Consider the following 16,807-nt stretch of genomic DNA (forward strand, 5'->3'; position numbering starts at 1 on the left):
AGGTGAAGGTCATGCGACTACGCGAGCAGAACAAGGCGGACCTGGCCCTGACGGCCCTCACCCTCAGCGTCGCGACGGCCACGGCCGGTTACGAGGCCTACCGGTGGGCCCGGAGGCGCATCCGGCGCTATCGTCGGCGCGGCTAGCGGCCCCACGCCTGGTCTCCAGGCTGGTCGACACGACGACGGGAGCACCCATGTCCTATGTACGACGCTTCGACCACATCGGCATCACGGTCGCCGACCTCGACGCGGTGACAGCCTTCTTCGTGGCGCTCGGCCTGGAGGTCGAGGGCAGGGCGTTCGTCGAGGGCGAGTTCATCGACACGGTCTGCGGCATTCCCGACTCCCGCACCGAGATCGTCATGCTGAAGTCCCCTGACGAGGGCGCCCGCCTGGAGCTCGCGCGGTTCGTGCGGCCGGATTCTGTACCCGGCTCGCCTGCCGCCATGGCCAACGAGCTGGGACTGCGCAACGTCTCCTTCGAGGTCGACGACCTGCGGGCGGCCGTCGACTGGGCGGCGAGCGAGGGCTACGGACTGGTCGGGGGCATCGGCGAGTACGAGGATGCGTGGCGGATGGCCTACGTCCGGGGCCCGGAAGGGATCATCGTCTCGCTCGCCGAACGCATCGGCTGAGCGCGCGCGTCAGGCGGCCGCGTCAGGCGGCCGCGCCAGCCGTTCCGCGCAGCCGGACCATGCCGCGGGTGAGTGCCACGACGAGCAGGCAGGCCAACAGCATGTGCATGAGGACGACGCCCCAGGGCAGGCCGGTGAAGTACTGGGTGTACCCCACGACGCCCTGAGCCACGGTCACCGCGAGGACGCCGCTCCAGGCGCGGACGGGCGCGGTCGTGGCGGCGGTCAGTCGCGCCGCGAGCCACACTGCCAGCGCCAGCCCGAGGAACACCATCACCGAGTCGGCGTGCAGCCACGACACGCTGCGCGGGTCGACGGCGAACCGGGCCGGCTCGTGGGCATCGCCGGAGTGGGGGCCCGAGCCGGTCACGACGGTGCCGAGCGCCAACACCACGGCCGCCACCGCGCACGCGGCCCAGCCCAGCCGCTCGACCAGGGGCGGCACGACGAGGGGGCGCGGACCACGTGGTTCGGGCGACCGGAAGACGAGGTATGCCGAGGCGGCGACGAGGCACATCGACACGAGGAAGTGCGCCGCAACGGTGACCGGGTTCAGCCCGGTCCGGACCGTGATCCCGCCGAGGACGGCCTGCGTCGCCACCCCCCCGAGGACGACCCAGGCCGGCACCATGAGGTCACGACGGCGGCCGGCCCAGCGCCACACGGCATACACGGTGGCCAGGGCGGCGATGCTCACGACGCTGGTGAGCGTGCGGTTGCCGAACTCGACGTAACGGTGCCAGCCCTCGGCCTGGTGCGGCACGGGGACGTAGGAGCCGGGAACGCACTGGGGCCAGGTCGGGCACCCGAGCCCGCTGCCAGTGAGCCGGACGAGGCCCCCGGTCACGACGATGAGTACCTCCACGACGAGGTTCGTCAGGAGGACGCGGGGGAGCCAGACCGATCCGCGGGCGGCTGGGGGAGCGGCAAGGGGCCTGGCGGGTGCTGCGGTCACGGCATCGAGGGTACGTGGCCGGGCCGGGGACGAACGGCCGGGGGCAGCACTCGAGGGTGCAGCTCGAGGGCTCAGCTCGGGGGCTCAGTCGGCCCAACGGAAGAACCGGCGCGCGAGCAGGGTCGCGACGAGCGCCCACGCTGCCAGGACGAGCCAGTCTCCGAGCCGGGCCTGCCCGGAGACCAGGGCGCCACGCAGACCGTCACCGAGGGCGCCCGACGGGAGCAGCTCGACGAACGGAGCCAGGCTGCGCGGGAGCTCCGTGCCCGAGACGACGACCCCGCCGAGCCCGAGCAGCGCGACCCAGATGAGGTTCGCGAGGGCGAGGACGCCCTCAGCCCGGAGGGTGCCGCCGAGCAGCAGCGCCAGGGCGACGAACGCCCACGTGCCGAGCAGCGTGGAGACCAGGGCCGCGGGGATGCCGCGCAGGGCGGGGTCCCACCCGAGCGCCGCGCCGAGCGCGCCGATCACGGCGAACTGCAGGGCCACCACCGCCAGCACCGCCACCGCCTTGGCCAGCAGCAGGCCGGTGCGGCCCAGCGGGGTCACGCCGAGAAGGCGCAGCACGCCGTAGCGGCGGTCGAACCCGGTCGAGATGGCCTGCCCCGTGAACGCGGAGGAGATGACGCACAGGGCGAGCACACCGGGCACCGCGAGGTCGACCCGTCGACCCGAGCCGAGGGAGATCGCGTGCGTGTGCACGAGTCCGACCAGGACCGCGGCGGGCAGGACGACAGCCACGAGCAGCTGCTCGCCGTTGCGCAGCAGCGTGCCGGCCTCGAACCTCGCTTGGGCCAGGACGCGCCGCCACGGGCTCGCCGGCGTCGTCCCGGGCGTGCCGGGGATGCCGGGGGTGCCAGGGGTGCCAGGGGTGCCGGGGTACGCCGCCTCGGCGCGCGCCGCGCTCATGCGACGGACCTGCGGGTGAGGGCGAAGTAGCGTTCCTCGAGCCCGACGCCTGCGGTGACCTCGGCCAGCGTGCCGTCGGCGACGACCCTGGCCGAGGCGACGACGACGATGTGGTCGGCCAGCCGCTCGGCTTCCTCGAACGAGTGCGTCGTCACGACGACGGCGGTGCCGGCGGTCGCGGTCGCGCGCACAAGGTCCCAGACGTCGAGCCGCGCATGGGGGTCGAGCCCGGCGCTGGGTTCGTCGAGGAACACCACCTCGGGTCGGCCGACCAGGGCCGCGGCCAGCGCGACGCGCTGTCGCTGGCCACCGGACAGTCGGCGTACGGGGGTGCCGGCGAACTCCACGATGCCGAGCCGCTCGGCGAGGTCGTCGACCGGTGCGGGCGCGGCATACAGCGAGGCGAGGTGGTGCAGGAGCCGCAGCGGGCGGGCCGAGTTGGGCAGGCCGCCGTCCTGGAGCATCACCCCGACGCGGGCCCGGTGGTCGGGCCCGGCTCGCCAGGGGTCGCGGCCCAGCACGCGGACCTCGCCGGCATCCGGGCGCCGCAGCCCCTCGCAGCACTCGATCATGGTCGTCTTACCGGCGCCGTTGGGGCCGAGCATCGCGGTCACGGCTCCGGCAGTGGCGCTCCACCGGGCGCCGTCGACGGCGAGGTGGCCGCCATAGCGCTTCTCGAGCCCGGTGACGACGACAGCAGGTGGCACGTCACGAGTCTAGGTGTGCCTGGCCGCTGTCCCGAACGCGGCCTGGGCAGGTGCCCGATGTGGGAGGGCACCTCAGAGCCGAAGCGTGGAGTCATCGACGACCCGCGAAGGAGCACCCCATGAACCTCACCGCCCATCCGCTCTCGGTGCTTGCCGAGCTCACCTGGTCCCGGCCGGACCGCACCGACCTAAGGCCCCGCCGCCGCCCGGTGCCCACAGATAGGGCATGCGCCCCATGTGCGGGCCTACCTCAGCCGGGCAGCGTCAAGGCATCGCAACACCGCAACAACCAGCCGAGGAGCTGACATGAGCATTGCCGCAGACCCCCTGTTCATCGCCGCCGAGGTGCAGTGGCGCTCACGGAACCTGTCCGTGGGGACCATTCCCGACCAGCCCGTCGCGCGCCGCCCGCACCGGCTCGCCAAGGCAGTGACGGAGCGCCTCCACCACCGCCACGGCCGTCCGGCCGCCCCTCGCGTCGCGTAGGCGTGTCGGTCAACGCACACCCCGAAACCCTCGCCGCGCTGTCGGAGCCGTCCGACATAATCGACGGCGTGGGTCTCGAGGGTGTGCCGCAGGGGTTGCTCGTCGGCCGCGACACCGAGGCGGCGCGGCTTGCCGACCTGCTCGGCCTCGACGACGAGTCCGCCTCCGGGCTGGTGCTGCTGTCCGGTGACGCCGGCATCGGCAAGACCCGCCTCCTGGCCGAGACGGCCTCGCGGGCCAGGCGCGCGGGCTGGACGGTCCTCATCGGCCACTGCCTGGGTGAGGCCGGGCGGGTGCTGCCCTACCTGCCGTTCAGCGAGATGCTCGGCCGGCTCGAGACGCAGGACCCCGCGGTCATCGAGCGCATCCTCACCATGCACCCCCACCTGGCGGGCTTGTTCCCGAGCCGGCGCCGTCCCACCGACCTCCGCGACCAGAGCCCGCTCGACACGGTCGACCGCGCCGACCTCGTCGAGGCCTCGCACGCGGCCTTCGAGGACCTCGCCCAGCAAGGCCCCCTGCTGCTCGTCGTCGAGGACGTCCACTGGGCCGACGACTCCTCCCGCGACCTGCTCACCCTTCTGTTCACCCGTGGCTTCGCCGGCCGGGTGAGCATCGTGGCGTCCTACCGCAGCGACGACCTGCACCGCCGTCACCCGCTGCGCGCGACGCTCGCGCACTGGTCGCGGCTCGGCGCCCTGCACCGCGTCGAGCTCGCCCCCTCAGCGACGATGCCGTCCGCGAGCTCGTCGTCGGCGTCCAACCCCGGCGCCTGAGTGAGGACCAGGTCCGCGCCGTGGTCGAGCGCGCCGAGGGCAACGCCTTCTTCGCCGAGGAGCTCGTGGCCGCGAGCGCCCTCGGGCGCACCGGGGTCGCCGAGGACCTCTCGCGGCTCCTCCTCGTGCGGTTCGACCAGCTGGGGCCGGCCGGCCAGCACGTCGTGCGCCTCGCGGCTGCGGCCGGCCGGCACGTGTCGCACGTGCTGCTCGCGAGCGTGGCCGGCCTGGGCGAGGGTGAGCTCGACCAGGGCCTGCGCGACGCGGTCGAGCACCACATCCTGGTCCCCACCGACTCGGGGGGCTACGCCTTCCGGCACGCGCTCCTCGCCGAGACCATCTACGACGACCTGCTGCCGGGTGAGCGCGTCCGCGCCCACGAGCGGTATGCCGCGGCCCTCACCACCGACCCCGCCCTCGGCAGCTGGGCCGACCTCGCCCGCCACGCGTCGGCGGCGGGCGACCGCGAGCTCGCGCTGAACGCGAGCGTCCACGCCGGTGACGCCGCGCTCTCGGTGGGCGGCCCGCAGGAGGCCTGGCAGCACTACCAGCTGGCCCTGTCGCTCATGCCCGACGGGCACCCCGACGCCGACCGGGTCTACCTGCGCGCCGCGGCCGCAGCCACCGCCAAGGGACAGGCCCTCAAGGGGCTCGAGCTCCTCCAGAGCCGACTCGCCCGGCGTGACGGCTCAGCCGACGTGGGTGGGCGAGCCGAGCTCCTGGCCGCGCTCGCCACCACGGCACGGCTCACCGAGAGCACCCTCGACACGCTCGCCGCGACGAAGGAGGGCCTGTCCCTGCTCGAGGCCAGTGGTGACGCCCATCCGCAGGCGCGGGCCCGGCTGCTGGCCGCCCACGTCCAGGCGCTCGCCGACCGCGGCCGAGACGAGGAGGCCGCCGCTGCGGCCGACGAGGCGGTCGCCGCAGCCAACGCGGCCGGCCTGCCCGGCGTCGCCGACGAAGTGCGCGTGGTCGCGGCCCGGGTCCTCGAGCGCGCGGGCGATCCCGAGACGAGCCGGGTCACCCTCGAGCGCATCATCGCCGAGACCACTACCGCCGGGGATCCGGCGCAGGTGCGGGCGTTCCACCACCTGGGTTCGCTGCACCACCGCTCGGGTCGCCTTGACCGGGCCGTCGAGGTCTACCTCGCCGGCGCCGAGGCGGGGCGGGTCGCCGGTCGCCGGTGGGCGCCGTACGCGTTCGACTGCCTGCTGCTCGCCGCGGTCGCCGCATACGAAGCCGGGCGCTGGGACGACGCCCTCGCGATCCTTGCTGTCGACGACGACTGCCCGCCGCAACCAGCCGGGGCGATGCTCGTGGGGGCGCGGCTCTACGTCGCGGCGGGCCGCGGGGAACCCGGGTGGCAGGGCACGCTCGCCGAGACCCGCCAGTGGTGGGAGGCCGACGGCCTTGTGGCGGTGCTCGCGGGCAGCGCGGCGATCGACCTGCACGGGTCGGCCGGCGACCTGCCCGCTGCCGTCGCGGCCCACGACGAGGTCGTGGCCGTGCTCACCGACATCTGGCAGCCCCACTTCGAGGCCCAGCTCCGCATCGGCGCGCTGCTTCTGGGCCAGCTGGGCTCGCACATCCAACGCACGCCCACGACCGAGCACCGCGAGCTGCTGGCCCGCGGTCGCGCGGCGGTCGATGCGGGGGAGCAGGCCTGGGAGCTCGCCGCCCCGCGCGGTGCTGGCGGGCTCGAGTCGAGCGCCTGGCTGGCCCGGTTGCGGGCCGAGGGGCTCCGGCTGCAGTGGCTCGGCGGCGACCCCGTCGAGTCCGACACCCTCGTGGCAGCCTGGCAGGAGGCCGTCGACCGCTTCGACGCCTATGGCTATCGCTACGAGTCGGCCCGGTCGCGGGCCCGGCTGGGTGCAGCGCAACAGGCCCGCGGTGACGCCGGCGCCTCGGCAACCCTGCAGGCCGCGCTCGAGGTGGCTCGCGAGCTCGGCGCGGAGCCGCTGCGTGCCGAGATCAGGGCGACCGGTGGTGCTCGTCCCCAGCCGGGGCCAGCGCACCGTCTCGGTGAGGCACTGACGCCGCGCGAGCAGGAGATCCTCGGGCTCGTGGCGCTCGGGCGCAGCAACCGCCAGATCGGCACCCAGCTGTTCATCAGCGCCAAGACCGCCAGCGTCCACGTCTCCAACATCCTGGCCAAGCTGGGGGTGGCCGGTCGTGGCGAGGCGGTGGCGGTCGCCCGCGAGCGGGGCATCCTGTCGTGACCTGACGCCCGTGCACGCCGCGCCGAGGTCGCCCGGGCCGAGGTTAGGTACACCTTGCTATCGGGTCGCCGGGGTAATTACGTAACATTGGCGTTGTGAATATGCCGGTGGCGTCCGAAGCGCCCCACGTCCTCGAGTCGCGCACCCGCGACCGGGTCCTGCAGGCGATCAGCGAGCAGGGCCCGATCACGGCCGTGGCGCTGGGTCGTGACCTCGGCCTCACCACCCCCGCAGTCCGCCGTCACCTCGAGAACCTCGCCGAGTCCGGCCTGATCATCGAGCGTGAGACGAGCCACGGCATCCGCGGGCGCGGACGGCCGGCCCGAGCCTTCGTGCTCAGCGACGCCGGCCACCAGGCTCTCGAGTCCGACTACGACCACCTCGCCACCCAGGCGCTGCGCTTCCTCGCAGCCGAGTCCGGCGGCGATGCCGTGCGCCGGTTCGCCGAGGCCCGCGTGGGTGAGCTCGAGCAGCGGTATGCCGCCGAGCTGGCCTCCGCCGGCACCGACACCGCGGCGCGCGTCGACGTCCTCGTGACGGCGCTGAGCCGCGACGGGTTCGCCGCCTCGGCCCGCCCCGTCGGCGAGACGAGCTCCTCCCGCAGCCCGCTCACCGGCATACAGCTCTGTCAGGGGCACTGCCCGGTGCAGCACGCGGCACGGGAATTTCCTGCGTTCTGTGACGCTGAAACGGACGCGTTCTCGCGCCTGCTCGGCGTGCACGTCCAGCGGCTGGCCACGCTGGCGCACGGCGACCACGTCTGCACCACCTTCGTCCCCACCCCGAGTCTCAACACGCCGAACGTCGACACCCTGAACGTCCCCACCCCATCGAAGGAAGGGTCCACGCGATGAGCACCAACATCGAGGAGCGCAACCCCGGTCTGAAGGACCTCGGGCGCTACGAGTACGGCTGGTCCGACAGCGACTCCGCTGGCGCGACCGCCAAGCGTGGCCTGAACGAGGAGGTCGTCCGCGACATCTCCGCGCGCAAGAACGAGCCGCAGTGGATGCTCGACCTGCGCCTGAAGTCGCTGCGCCTGTTCGGCAAGAAGCCCATGCCCACCTGGGGCAGCGACCTGACCGGGATCGACTTCCAGAACATCAAGTACTTCGTGAAGTCGACCGAGAAGCAGGCGACCACCTGGGACGAGCTGCCGGCCGACATCAAGAACACCTACGACCGGCTCGGCATCCCCGAGGCCGAGAAGCAGCGCCTCATCGGCGGCGTCGCGGCCCAGTACGAGTCCGAGGTCGTCTACCACCAGATCCGCGAGGACCTGGAGGAGAAGGGCGTCATCTTCGTCGACACCGACACCGGCCTGCGCGAGCACGAAGACCTGTTCCGCGAGTACTTCACCTCGGTGATCCCGGCTGGCGACAACAAGTTCGCGGCGCTCAACACCGCCGTCTGGTCCGGTGGCTCGTTCATCTACGTCCCGCCGGGTGTCCACGTCGACATCCCGCTGCAGGCCTACTTCCGGATCAACACCGAGAACATGGGCCAGTTCGAGCGCACCCTGATCATCGCCGACGAGGGCTCGTACGTGCACTACGTCGAGGGCTGCACCGCGCCCATCTACAAGTCCGACTCGCTGCACTCCGCGGTCGTCGAGATCATCGTGAAGAAGAACGCCCGGGTGCGTTACACGACCATCCAGAACTGGTCCAACAACGTCTACAACCTCGTCACCAAGCGGGCCACCGCTGCCGAGGGCGCGACGATGGAGTGGATCGACGGCAACATCGGGTCCAAGGTCACCATGAAGTACCCGGCGGTCTTCCTGCTCGGCGAGCACGCCCGGGGCGAGACGCTCTCGATCGCCTTCGCGGGCGAGGGCCAGCACCAGGACGCCGGCGCCAAGATGGTGCACGCCGCCCCGCACACGTCATCGACCATCATCTCCAAGTCCGTTGCGCGTGGTGGTGGTCGCACCTCCTACCGCGGCCTGGTCCAGATCCTCGAGGGCGCGCACGGCTCCCCGGTCGAGCGTCGTCTGCGACGCGCTGCTCGTCGACACGATCAGCCGTTCCGACACCTACCCGTACGTCGACATCCGTGAGGACGACGTCACGATGGGCCACGAGGCCACGGTGTCCAAGGTGTCCGAGGACCAGCTGTTCTACCTCCGGTCCCGCGGTCTGACCGAGGAAGAGGCCATGGCCATGATCGTGCGCGGGTTCGTCGAGCCCATCGCGCGCGAGCTGCCCATGGAGTACGCCCTCGAGCTCAACCGCCTCATCGAGCTTCAGATGGAAGGAGCAGTGGGTTGAGCCTCCTGGCCCAGAAGAACCCCACCGCAGGCGAGCACATCGACTCTGCCGCCGCGTTCGTCCCCGACCAGTCGCGCGCCGAGCGCAAGACCTCGTATGCCGTGGACGACTTCCTCGTCCCCGGCGGCCGTGAGGAGGAGTGGCGGTTCAGTCCCGTCGACCGACTCTCAGCGCTTGTTCCAGGTCGCGCCGAGCGAGTCCGACAAGGTCTCCGTCGAGGTGATCGCGCCGCAGGGCGTGACCACCTCGCGGGTCGACCCGTTGGCTGCCGGCGTGCTCGTGCCCGCGGACCGCGCGTCCGCCGTGGCGTGGGCCGGCGAGGAGCAGGCGACCCAGGTGAGCATCCCCGCCGACGCCGAGCTCACCGAGCCGGTGCGGATCACCATCACGGCCCGCGACCTGGCCCGCGTCAACGGGCACCTGGTCATCGACGCCGGGCACCACTCGCGCGCCACGGTGGTGCTGACCCATCGTGGCTCCGCCGAGTGCGGGGCCAACGTGGAGCTCAAGGTCGGCGATGGTGCCGACCTCACCTTCGTCACCGTTCAGGAGTGGGACGACGACTCGCTGCACCTGAGCCAGAACGACGCCCTCATCGGCCGCGACGCACGCTTGCGCCACATCGCGGTCACCCTGGGCGGCAAGGTCGTGCGCGTCTCGACCAATGCTCGCTACTCCGGCCCAGGCGGTTCCTTCGAGGGACTCGGCGTCTACTTCGCCGATGCCGGTCAGCACCAGGAGCACCGGCTGTTCGTCGACCACGAGGCGCCGCACTGCCACTCCAACGTCGAGTACAAGGGCGCCCTGCAGGGCGAGAGCGCCCACACGGTCTGGGTGGGTGACGTCCTCATCCGGGCCAGCGCCGAGGGCACCGACACCTACGAGCTCAACCGCAACCTCGTCCTCACCGACGGGGCGCGGGCCGACTCGATCCCCAACCTCGAGATCGAGACCGGCGAGATCGTCGGCGCGGGTCACGCGTCGGCCACCGGCCGGTTCGACGACGAGCAGCTGTTCTACCTCCAGGCACGCGGCATCCCCGAGGACGCCGCCCGTCGTCTCGTGGTGCGCGGCTTCTTCGCGAGCATCGTGGCCCGGATCGGGGTGCCGGAGATCTCCGACCACCTGATGGCAGCCATCGACGCCGAGCTCGAGGGCTCCCCGCTCGTCGCGGAGGGCGTCGCGTGAGCGCGGTTCCCGAGACGGTGACCGACAGCGACGAGACCGAGTTCGTGCGCGTCTGTCGAGTCGACGAGCTACCTGCGGTCGGGGTGGCGGCGGCAGAGGTCAACGGCACGGTCATGGCCATCGTCCACACGCAGGACGGGGCCATCCACGCGGTCGACGACACGTGCAGCCACGCCAACGTGTCGCTCTCGGAGGGCGAGCTCGACGGCTGCACCCTCGAGTGCTGGCTGCACGGCTCACGCTTCGACGTCCGCACCGGTGCGCCCTCCGGCCCGCCCGCAACCATCCCCATCAACGTCTACCCGGTGAAGGTCGAGGACGACGAGGTTTTCGTCGGCACGACCCCCGTGAACACCCCCTGAACCGGCTGAGAGCAGAGGAACGTAAACCCATGGCAACACTTGAGATTCGTGGCCTGACCGTCACCGTCGCTGTCGAGGACGGTGTCAAGGAGATCCTCCGCGGCGTCGACCTCACCGTGAAGTCGGGCGAGACCCACGCGATCATGGGCCCCAACGGCTCGGGCAAGTCCACGCTGGCCTACTCGATCGCTGGTCACCCCAAGTACACCGTCACCGGCGGCAGCGTGACCCTCGACGGCGAGGACGTCCTCGCCATGAGCGTCGACGAGCGCGCCCGCGCCGGCCTCTTCCTGGCGATGCAGTACCCCGTCGAGGTCCCCGGCGTGACGGTCAGCAACTTCCTGCGCACCGCCAAGACGGCCATCGACGGCGAGGCCCCCAAGTTGCGCACCTGGGTCAAGGACGTCAAGGAGGCCATGAGCAACCTGCGCATGGACGCGGCATTCGCCGAGCGCAACGTCAACGAGGGCTTCTCCGGTGGCGAGAAGAAGCGCCACGAGATCCTCCAGATGGAGCTGCTCCACCCCAAGGTGGCCATCCTCGACGAGACCGACTCCGGCCTCGACGTCGACGCGCTGCGGATCGTGTCCGAGGGTGTCAACCGCGTCAAGGAGACCTCCGACGTCGGCGTCCTGCTCATCACGCACTACACGCGCATCTTGCGCTACATCAAGCCTGACTTCGTGCACGTCTTCGTCGACGGCCGGATCGTCGAGGAGGGTGGCCCCGAGCTGGCCGACCGCCTCGAGTCCGAGGGCTACGACCGCTTCGTGGGTGCCACGGCCTGATGACCACGTTCAGCGATCAGGAGCTGGCCGGCATCCGGTCCGGCTTCCCGATCCTGTCCCGCACCGTGCGCGACGGCAAGCCGCTGGTCTACCTCGACTCCGGGGCCACCTCGCAGCGGTATGCCGGCGCCCTCGACGCCGAGCGCGCCTTCAGTGAGCAGGTCAACTCCGCCGTGCACCGCGGCGCCCACCAGCTCAGCGAAGAGGCGACCGACGCCTACGAGGGCGCCAGGGCACGGGCGGCGCGCTTCGTCGGGGGCCTCGACGACGAGGTGGTGTTCACCAAGAACGCCACCGAGTCGCTCAACCTCGTCGCGTACGCGTTCTCCAACTCGGTCGCAGGACAGGCCAAGGACCCCCGGCTCGACCTGCGCGAGGGTGACGAGATCCTCATCACCGAGATGGAGCACCACGCCAACCTCGTCCCGTGGCAGGAGCTCGCCCGCCGCACCGGGGCCACCCTCCGGTGGATCCCCGTCACCGACGAGGGGCGCCTCGACCTCTCCACCCTCGACGAGCTGCTGACCGAGCGCACCAAGGTCTTCGCGTTCACGCACGTCTCCAACGTGCTGGGCACCATCAACCCGGTCCGCGAACTGACTGCCGCCGCGCGCGCGGTCGGTGCCCTGACCGTGCTCGACGCCTGCCAGTCCGCGCCCCACCTCGCGCTCGACGTGGCCGACCTGGGCATCGACTTCGCGGCCTTCTCGGGACACAAGATGTTCGGCCCCACCGGTGTCGGCGTCCTCTGGGGGCGCAGCGAGCTGCTCCACGCGATGCCCCCGTTCATCACCGGCGGCTCGATGATCGAGACCGTGCGCATGGAGGCGACGACGTATGCCGCGCCGCCCCAGCGGTTCGAGGCCGGCTCGCCCAACTCCGCCCAGGCCGTCGGTCTCGGCGCGGCGATCGACTACCTCGGCGAGCTCGGGATGGAGCGCATCGCGGCCCACGAGCACGCGCTCACCGAGCGCCTGCTCGCCGGCTTGGCCGAGCGCCCCTGGGTGCGGGTCGTGGGTCCGGCCGACGCGGTCGACCGGGTCGGCGCGGTCGCCTTCGACGTGCAGGGTGTCCATGCCCACGACGTCGGGCAGGTGCTCGACGACCAGGGCGTCGCGGTCCGGGTGGGCCACCACTGCGCGTGGCCGCTGCACCGCCGGATGGGGGTCACGGCCACGACGCGCGCGACGCTCGCGGCATACACGACACCGGCCGAGATCGACGTGATGCTCGAGGCGCTCGACCGGGTGCCTGCGGTATTCGGGGTGGCGAGCTGATGGACCTCTACCAGGAGCTCATCCTCGAGCACTCCAAGCGCCCCCACCACGCCGGGCTGCGCGAGCCCTTCGGTGCGCAGGTGCACCACGTCAACCCCACCTGCGGCGACGAGGTGACGCTGCGGGTCGCCGTCGAGGGCAGCGGGCCGGACGCCGTCGTCACCGACGTGTCCTACGACGCGCTCGGCTGCTCGATCTCGATGGCGTCGACCAGCGTGCTGACCGACGAGGTGATCGGTCACACCGTCGCCGAGGCCCTCGCGACCCACGAGGCGATGCGCACCATGCTCACCTCCAAGGGTCAGCTCGCCGGCGACGAGGACGAGATCGGCGACGGCGTGGCGTTCGCCGGTGTCTCGAAGTACCCCGCCCGCGTGAAATGTGCTCTCCTGGGATGGATGGCGTTCACCGACGCGTTGAACCAGGCGATGAACCAACCGATGGGCCAGCAGGACCTCGACACCCGTCAGATGAAGGAAGCAGGACGATGAGCGAAGTGACCACCCGGCCGAACGTCGCGGACGTCGAAGAGGCCATGCGCGACGTCGTCGACCCCGAGCTCGGCATCAACGTCGTCGACCTCGGCCTCGTCTACGGCATCACCGTCGACGCCCAGAACCACGCCGTCCTCGACATGACGCTGACCTCGGCCGCGTGCCCGCTGACCGACGTCATCGAGGACCAGACGGCCCAGGCGCTCGAGGGCCTGGTCGCGTCCTACCGCGTCAACTGGGTCTGGATGCCGCCATGGGGCCCCGACAAGATCACCGACGACGGCCGCGAGCAGCTGCGCGCCCTCGGCTTCAACCTCTGAGCAGCTCCGCCCACCCGTGACGACCCGTGTCGTCGAGGTCGCGCCCGACCGGCTCGACGGGTGGCTGAAGCGGTTCGCCGCCGCCAACGCCGAGCCGGAGGCGCCCCAGCGCATCGTCGCGCGCGAGGCGTTCGCCCACGATCCGCTCGCGGTGCTGCTCATCCGCCGCGGCGGGTATGCCGTGGGGCTGGCCCGCGGGCCGGCGTTCACCGACTCCAAGGTCGGCACCCGCCACGTCCAGTCCCGCACGGCAGCCGGTGGCTGGTCCCAGCAGCGGTTCGCCCGACGCCGGGGCAACCAGGCCGACGAGCTCGTCCGCGCCGTCGCCGAGCACGCGCTGCGGATCCTGCCGCGCGGCATACCGGCGGCTCTGGTGGTGGGCGGGGACAAGGCGCTCGTGCGCGCGGTCCTCGACGACCCACGGCTGGCCCACCTCGACCGACTGCCGCGGCGTGAGCTCTACGACCTGCCCGACCCGCGTCGGGCGGTGCTCGAGGAAGCCCTCAAGCGGGGCCGGGCAGTGCGCATCACGATCGAGGAGACCTGAGCCTGAGCCTGGGTCTGGCCCGGCTGGCCCATCTTGCCCGCCCGGCTACTCGACGTTCGCGACGCTCAACGTGTCGCACTGGTTGAGGTCACCGGTCTGGTAGCCGGTCGTGAACCACTTCTGGCGGGCGGCCGCCGAGCCGTGGGTCCAGGTCTCGGGGGAGACCTGACCCTGGGTCTTCTGCTGGATGCGGTCGTCCCCGACCGACGAGGCGGCCGAGAGGGCGTCCTTGATGTCGGTCGCCGTCAGCGGCTTGAGCAGGGTGGTCCCGGCCTTGTCCTTGGTGGTGGCGGCGTGGTTGGCCCAGACGCCCCCGAGGCAGTCGGCCATCAGCTCGATACGCACGGAGCCGCTCTGCGCACCCGTGGGACCCTGCTGGGCCTTGTCGAGCAGGCCGAGGAGGTCCTGGATGTGGTGGCCGTACTCGTGCGCCACGACGTACTCCTGGGCCAGGGGGCCGCTGCTGGACCCGAACTGGCTCGACAGGATCTTGAAGAAGCTGGCGTCGATGTAGACCTGCTTGTCGAGCGGGCAGTAGAACGGGCCGACCTGGTTGGACGCGGTCCCGCAGGCCGACTGGGTGGTGCCGTTGTAGAGGATCGTCTTGGCCGGGGTGTAGGCGCGGCCATGGCGGGGCAGCTCGGCCGCCCAGAAGGCGTTGACGGAGTTCACGGTGCCGACGACCCGGCAGGTGTCGTCGCGGTTGGCGTCGGCACCGGTCTTGCACCGGGCGAAGGCGTTCGGGTCCTCGGTGCCGCCCGGTTGCACCTGGGTCTGGTCGATGCTGCCGCCGGGGTTGGTCGGGAGCTGACCGGGGTTGATGCCGAGGATCACGGCGATGATCAGGACGATGACGCCCCCGATGCCGCCGCCGATGACCAGGCCGCCGGGCGCGCCGCCACCGCCTCCGCCCGACCCCACCTGAGAGGTGTCGAGCTGGGCGTTGTCGTTGAAGCTCATCGGGCCCCTCCGCGGTCTGGTGTGCGTGTCAGGTCTGGATGTCAGGTTGTGTGCCAGGTGGTGTGTCAGGCGTGCGTCTCGCCGCGTGTCAACCCCGCGCAGCGCTGCCGGTTAGACTAGTGACCTCAGCCCTTGCGCGCGCCGCGGCAGATCGCCCGAGCGTCCCACCCCCTGTCGATGTCTGGAGTTCCGTCGTGATTGCCGCCAGTGGGATCGAGCTGCGTGCTGGGTCCCGCCTCCTGCTCGACGGCGCGACGTTCCGGATCGCGGCAGGCGACCGGGTCGGCCTCGTCGGGCGCAACGGCGCGGGCAAGACGACCCTGACGAAGGTGCTCGCGGGGCAGGGGCAGCCGGCCGCCGGCAGTGTCACGAGCAGCGGCGAGGTGGGCTACCTCCCGCAGGACCCGCGCACCGGGGACCTGCACGTGCTGGCCCGTGACCGCATCCTGTCCGCCCGCGGTCTGGACCGGATCATCACCCAGATGCGCGAGGCCGAGGTCGCGATGGCCAGCCCCGACGACGAGACCCGCGACAAGGCGATGCGGCGCTACGCGCGCCTCGAGGGGGAGTTCACGGCCCAGGGCGGGTATGCCGCGGAGTCCGAGGCCGCGACCATCGCCAGCGCCCTGTCGCTGGAGGAGCGGGTGCTGGGCCAGCCGCTCGGCACGCTGTCCGGTGGGCAGCGCCGCCGGGTCGAGCTGTCGCGGATCCTGTTCTCCGGCGCCGCCACCCTCCTGCTCGACGAGCCGACCAACCACCTCGACGCCGACTCGATCGCGTGGCTGCGCGACTACCTCAAGGGCTACCAGGGTGGTCTGGTGGTCATCAGCCACGACGTCGACCTGCTCAACGACGTGGTCAACCGGGTCTTCCACCTCGACGCCAACCGCGGCGAGCTCGACCTCTACAACGTCGGCTGGAAGCCCTACCTCCAGCAGCGCGAGACGGACGAGCGCGCCCGCAAGCGGGAGTACGCCAACGCCACCAAGAAGGCCTCGGCCCTCATGGAGCAGGCCGAGAAGATGCGCGCCAAGGCGACCAAGGCCGTCGCCGCCCAGAACATGATCAAGCGCGCGGAGCGCATGCTTGCCAGCGTCGAGGGGGAGCGGACCAGCGACAAGGTCGCCAAGCTGCGCTTCCCCGAGCCGGCGCCCTGTGGCCGCACGCCGCTGCGGGCGAGCGGGCTGTCCCGGTCCTACGGCAGCCAGGAGGTCTTCACCGACGTCGACCTGGCCATCGACCGCGGGTCGCGGGTCGTCGTGCTGGGTCTCAACGGCGCGGGCAAGACCACGCTGCTGCGGATGCTGGCCGGGGTGGACACCCCCGACACCGGCCAGGTCGAGCCGGGGCACGGGCTCAAGCTGGGCTACTACGCCCAGGAGCACGAGAACCTCGACGTCAGCCGGTCGGTGCTGGCCAACATGAAGTCGGCAGCCCCGGACTCGTTCGGCGAGACCGAGGTCCGCAAGGTGCTCGGGTCGTTCCTGTTCAGCGGTGACGACGTCGACAAGCCCGCGGCCGTGCTGTCCGGCGGCGAGAAGACCCGGCTGTCCCTGGCGATGCTGGTTGTCTCCTCCGCCAACGTCCTGCTGCTCGACGAGCCGACCAACAACCTCGACCCAGCGTCGCGCGAGGAGATCCTCGGGGCGCTGCGGACCTACAAGGGCGCGGTCGTGCTCGTGACGCACGACGAGGGGGGCGGTCGAGGCCCTGGAGCCCGAGCGCATCCTGCTGCTGCCCGACGGCGTCGAGGACCTGTGGGGTCAGGACTACCTCGACCTCATCTCGCTGGCCTGACCCGTACCCCACCGGCGCGCACCCACCCGGCCCGCGCGGCATACCCATCTGCAGGAACCTCTGCTTGCAGAGGTTCCTGCAGCGGGCCCAGGTTGCACCATGTGCAGGGTGC

At 71.7% G+C, this 16,807-nt stretch carries 16 protein-coding genes and 3 pseudogenes; 15 read left to right on the forward strand and 4 right to left on the reverse strand.

Annotated elements, in window-relative coordinates:
- The first annotated feature begins 11 nt into the window (after positions 1-11).
- Both GKE56_RS17800 and GKE56_RS04100 read left to right on the forward strand, forming a co-directional pair.
- Positions 12-146 (forward strand): hypothetical protein, encoded by a 135-nt coding sequence (locus GKE56_RS17800; protein ID WP_255424977.1) that lies wholly within the window; start codon positions 12-14, stop codon positions 144-146.
- 50 nt (positions 147-196) lie between these two features.
- The gene (locus GKE56_RS04100) at positions 197-637 is read left to right on the forward strand and encodes a VOC family protein (protein WP_154683458.1); all 441 of its coding nucleotides are present in this window, start codon (positions 197-199) and stop codon (positions 635-637) included.
- A 22-nt stretch (positions 638-659) separates the two neighbouring features.
- Here GKE56_RS04100 and GKE56_RS04105 read toward each other — a convergent pair whose 3' ends face one another.
- From GKE56_RS04105 to GKE56_RS04115, 3 genes are all read right to left on the reverse strand, one after another.
- Positions 660-1,592 (reverse strand): heme A synthase, encoded by a 933-nt coding sequence (locus GKE56_RS04105; RefSeq protein WP_154683459.1) that lies wholly within the window; start codon positions 1,590-1,592, stop codon positions 660-662.
- A gap of 84 nt (positions 1,593-1,676) precedes the next feature.
- Positions 1,677-2,501 carry an ABC transporter permease gene (locus GKE56_RS04110; RefSeq protein ID WP_154683460.1) on the reverse strand — a complete coding sequence of 275 codons (825 nt, stop codon included), beginning with the start codon at positions 2,499-2,501 and terminating at the stop codon, positions 1,677-1,679.
- Positions 2,498-3,208 carry an ABC transporter ATP-binding protein gene (locus GKE56_RS04115; protein ID WP_154683461.1) on the reverse strand — a complete coding sequence of 237 codons (711 nt, stop codon included), beginning with the start codon at positions 3,206-3,208 and terminating at the stop codon, positions 2,498-2,500. The genes GKE56_RS04110 and GKE56_RS04115 overlap by 4 nt, the downstream gene beginning before the upstream one ends.
- A gap of 306 nt (positions 3,209-3,514) precedes the next feature.
- On the opposite strand from GKE56_RS04115, the gene GKE56_RS16845 reads away from it, so the two are divergent.
- The 12 genes and pseudogenes from GKE56_RS16845 (at position 3,515) to GKE56_RS04170 (ending at position 13,938) form a co-directional block, all read left to right on the forward strand.
- The gene (locus GKE56_RS16845) at positions 3,515-3,694 is read left to right on the forward strand and encodes a hypothetical protein (protein ID WP_195908233.1); all 180 of its coding nucleotides are present in this window, start codon (positions 3,515-3,517) and stop codon (positions 3,692-3,694) included.
- A 68-nt stretch (positions 3,695-3,762) separates the two neighbouring features.
- Positions 3,763-4,470: an ATP-binding protein gene (locus tag GKE56_RS04120; protein WP_195908234.1), complete on the forward strand. Its 708-nt coding sequence runs from the start codon at positions 3,763-3,765 to the stop codon at positions 4,468-4,470.
- Between the two features lie 20 nt (positions 4,471-4,490).
- Positions 4,491-6,689 (forward strand): LuxR C-terminal-related transcriptional regulator, encoded by a 2,199-nt coding sequence (locus tag GKE56_RS16850; RefSeq protein WP_230209176.1) that lies wholly within the window; start codon positions 4,491-4,493, stop codon positions 6,687-6,689.
- A gap of 101 nt (positions 6,690-6,790) precedes the next feature.
- Positions 6,791-7,543: a metalloregulator ArsR/SmtB family transcription factor gene (locus GKE56_RS04130; RefSeq protein ID WP_154683463.1), complete on the forward strand. Its 753-nt coding sequence runs from the start codon at positions 6,791-6,793 to the stop codon at positions 7,541-7,543.
- Positions 7,540-8,962 (forward strand): annotated as a pseudogene (sufB, locus tag GKE56_RS04135) (Fe-S cluster assembly protein SufB). The gene GKE56_RS04130 and the pseudogene sufB overlap by 4 nt, the downstream one beginning before the upstream one ends.
- Positions 8,959-10,150 (forward strand): annotated as a pseudogene (gene sufD, locus GKE56_RS04140) (Fe-S cluster assembly protein SufD). Before sufB ends, sufD begins: the two co-directional pseudogenes overlap by 4 nt.
- Positions 10,147-10,512: a non-heme iron oxygenase ferredoxin subunit gene (locus GKE56_RS04145; RefSeq protein WP_154683464.1), complete on the forward strand. Its 366-nt coding sequence runs from the start codon at positions 10,147-10,149 to the stop codon at positions 10,510-10,512. Before sufD ends, GKE56_RS04145 begins: the two are co-directional and overlap by 4 nt.
- A 29-nt stretch (positions 10,513-10,541) precedes the next feature.
- Positions 10,542-11,300, forward strand: a complete 759-nt coding sequence (gene sufC / locus GKE56_RS04150; protein ID WP_154683465.1) for a Fe-S cluster assembly ATPase SufC — start codon at positions 10,542-10,544, stop codon at positions 11,298-11,300.
- The gene (locus GKE56_RS04155) at positions 11,300-12,577 is read left to right on the forward strand and encodes a SufS family cysteine desulfurase (RefSeq protein ID WP_154683466.1); all 1,278 of its coding nucleotides are present in this window, start codon (positions 11,300-11,302) and stop codon (positions 12,575-12,577) included. The genes sufC and GKE56_RS04155 overlap by 1 nt, the downstream gene beginning before the upstream one ends.
- Positions 12,577-13,068, forward strand: a complete 492-nt coding sequence (sufU, locus tag GKE56_RS04160; RefSeq protein ID WP_154683467.1) for a Fe-S cluster assembly sulfur transfer protein SufU — start codon at positions 12,577-12,579, stop codon at positions 13,066-13,068. The genes GKE56_RS04155 and sufU overlap by 1 nt, the downstream gene beginning before the upstream one ends.
- Positions 13,065-13,391, forward strand: a complete 327-nt coding sequence (locus GKE56_RS04165) for a metal-sulfur cluster assembly factor (protein WP_154683468.1) — start codon at positions 13,065-13,067, stop codon at positions 13,389-13,391. The genes sufU and GKE56_RS04165 overlap by 4 nt, the downstream gene beginning before the upstream one ends.
- 16 nt (positions 13,392-13,407) lie before the next feature.
- The gene (locus GKE56_RS04170; RefSeq protein ID WP_154683469.1) at positions 13,408-13,938 is read left to right on the forward strand and encodes an acVLRF1 family peptidyl-tRNA hydrolase; all 531 of its coding nucleotides are present in this window, start codon (positions 13,408-13,410) and stop codon (positions 13,936-13,938) included.
- 45 nt (positions 13,939-13,983) lie between these two features.
- Here GKE56_RS04170 and GKE56_RS04175 read toward each other — a convergent pair whose 3' ends face one another.
- Positions 13,984-14,898 (reverse strand): neutral zinc metallopeptidase, encoded by a 915-nt coding sequence (locus GKE56_RS04175; RefSeq protein ID WP_154683470.1) that lies wholly within the window; start codon positions 14,896-14,898, stop codon positions 13,984-13,986.
- A 194-nt stretch (positions 14,899-15,092) separates the two neighbouring features.
- On the opposite strand from GKE56_RS04175, the pseudogene GKE56_RS04180 reads away from it, so the two are divergent.
- A pseudogene (locus GKE56_RS04180) lies at positions 15,093-16,695 on the forward strand (ABC-F family ATP-binding cassette domain-containing protein).
- Positions 16,696-16,807 lie beyond the last annotated feature (112 nt).

Source organism: Nostocoides sp. HKS02, assembly GCF_009707485.1.
Taxonomy (GTDB): domain Bacteria; phylum Actinomycetota; class Actinomycetes; order Actinomycetales; family Dermatophilaceae; genus Pedococcus.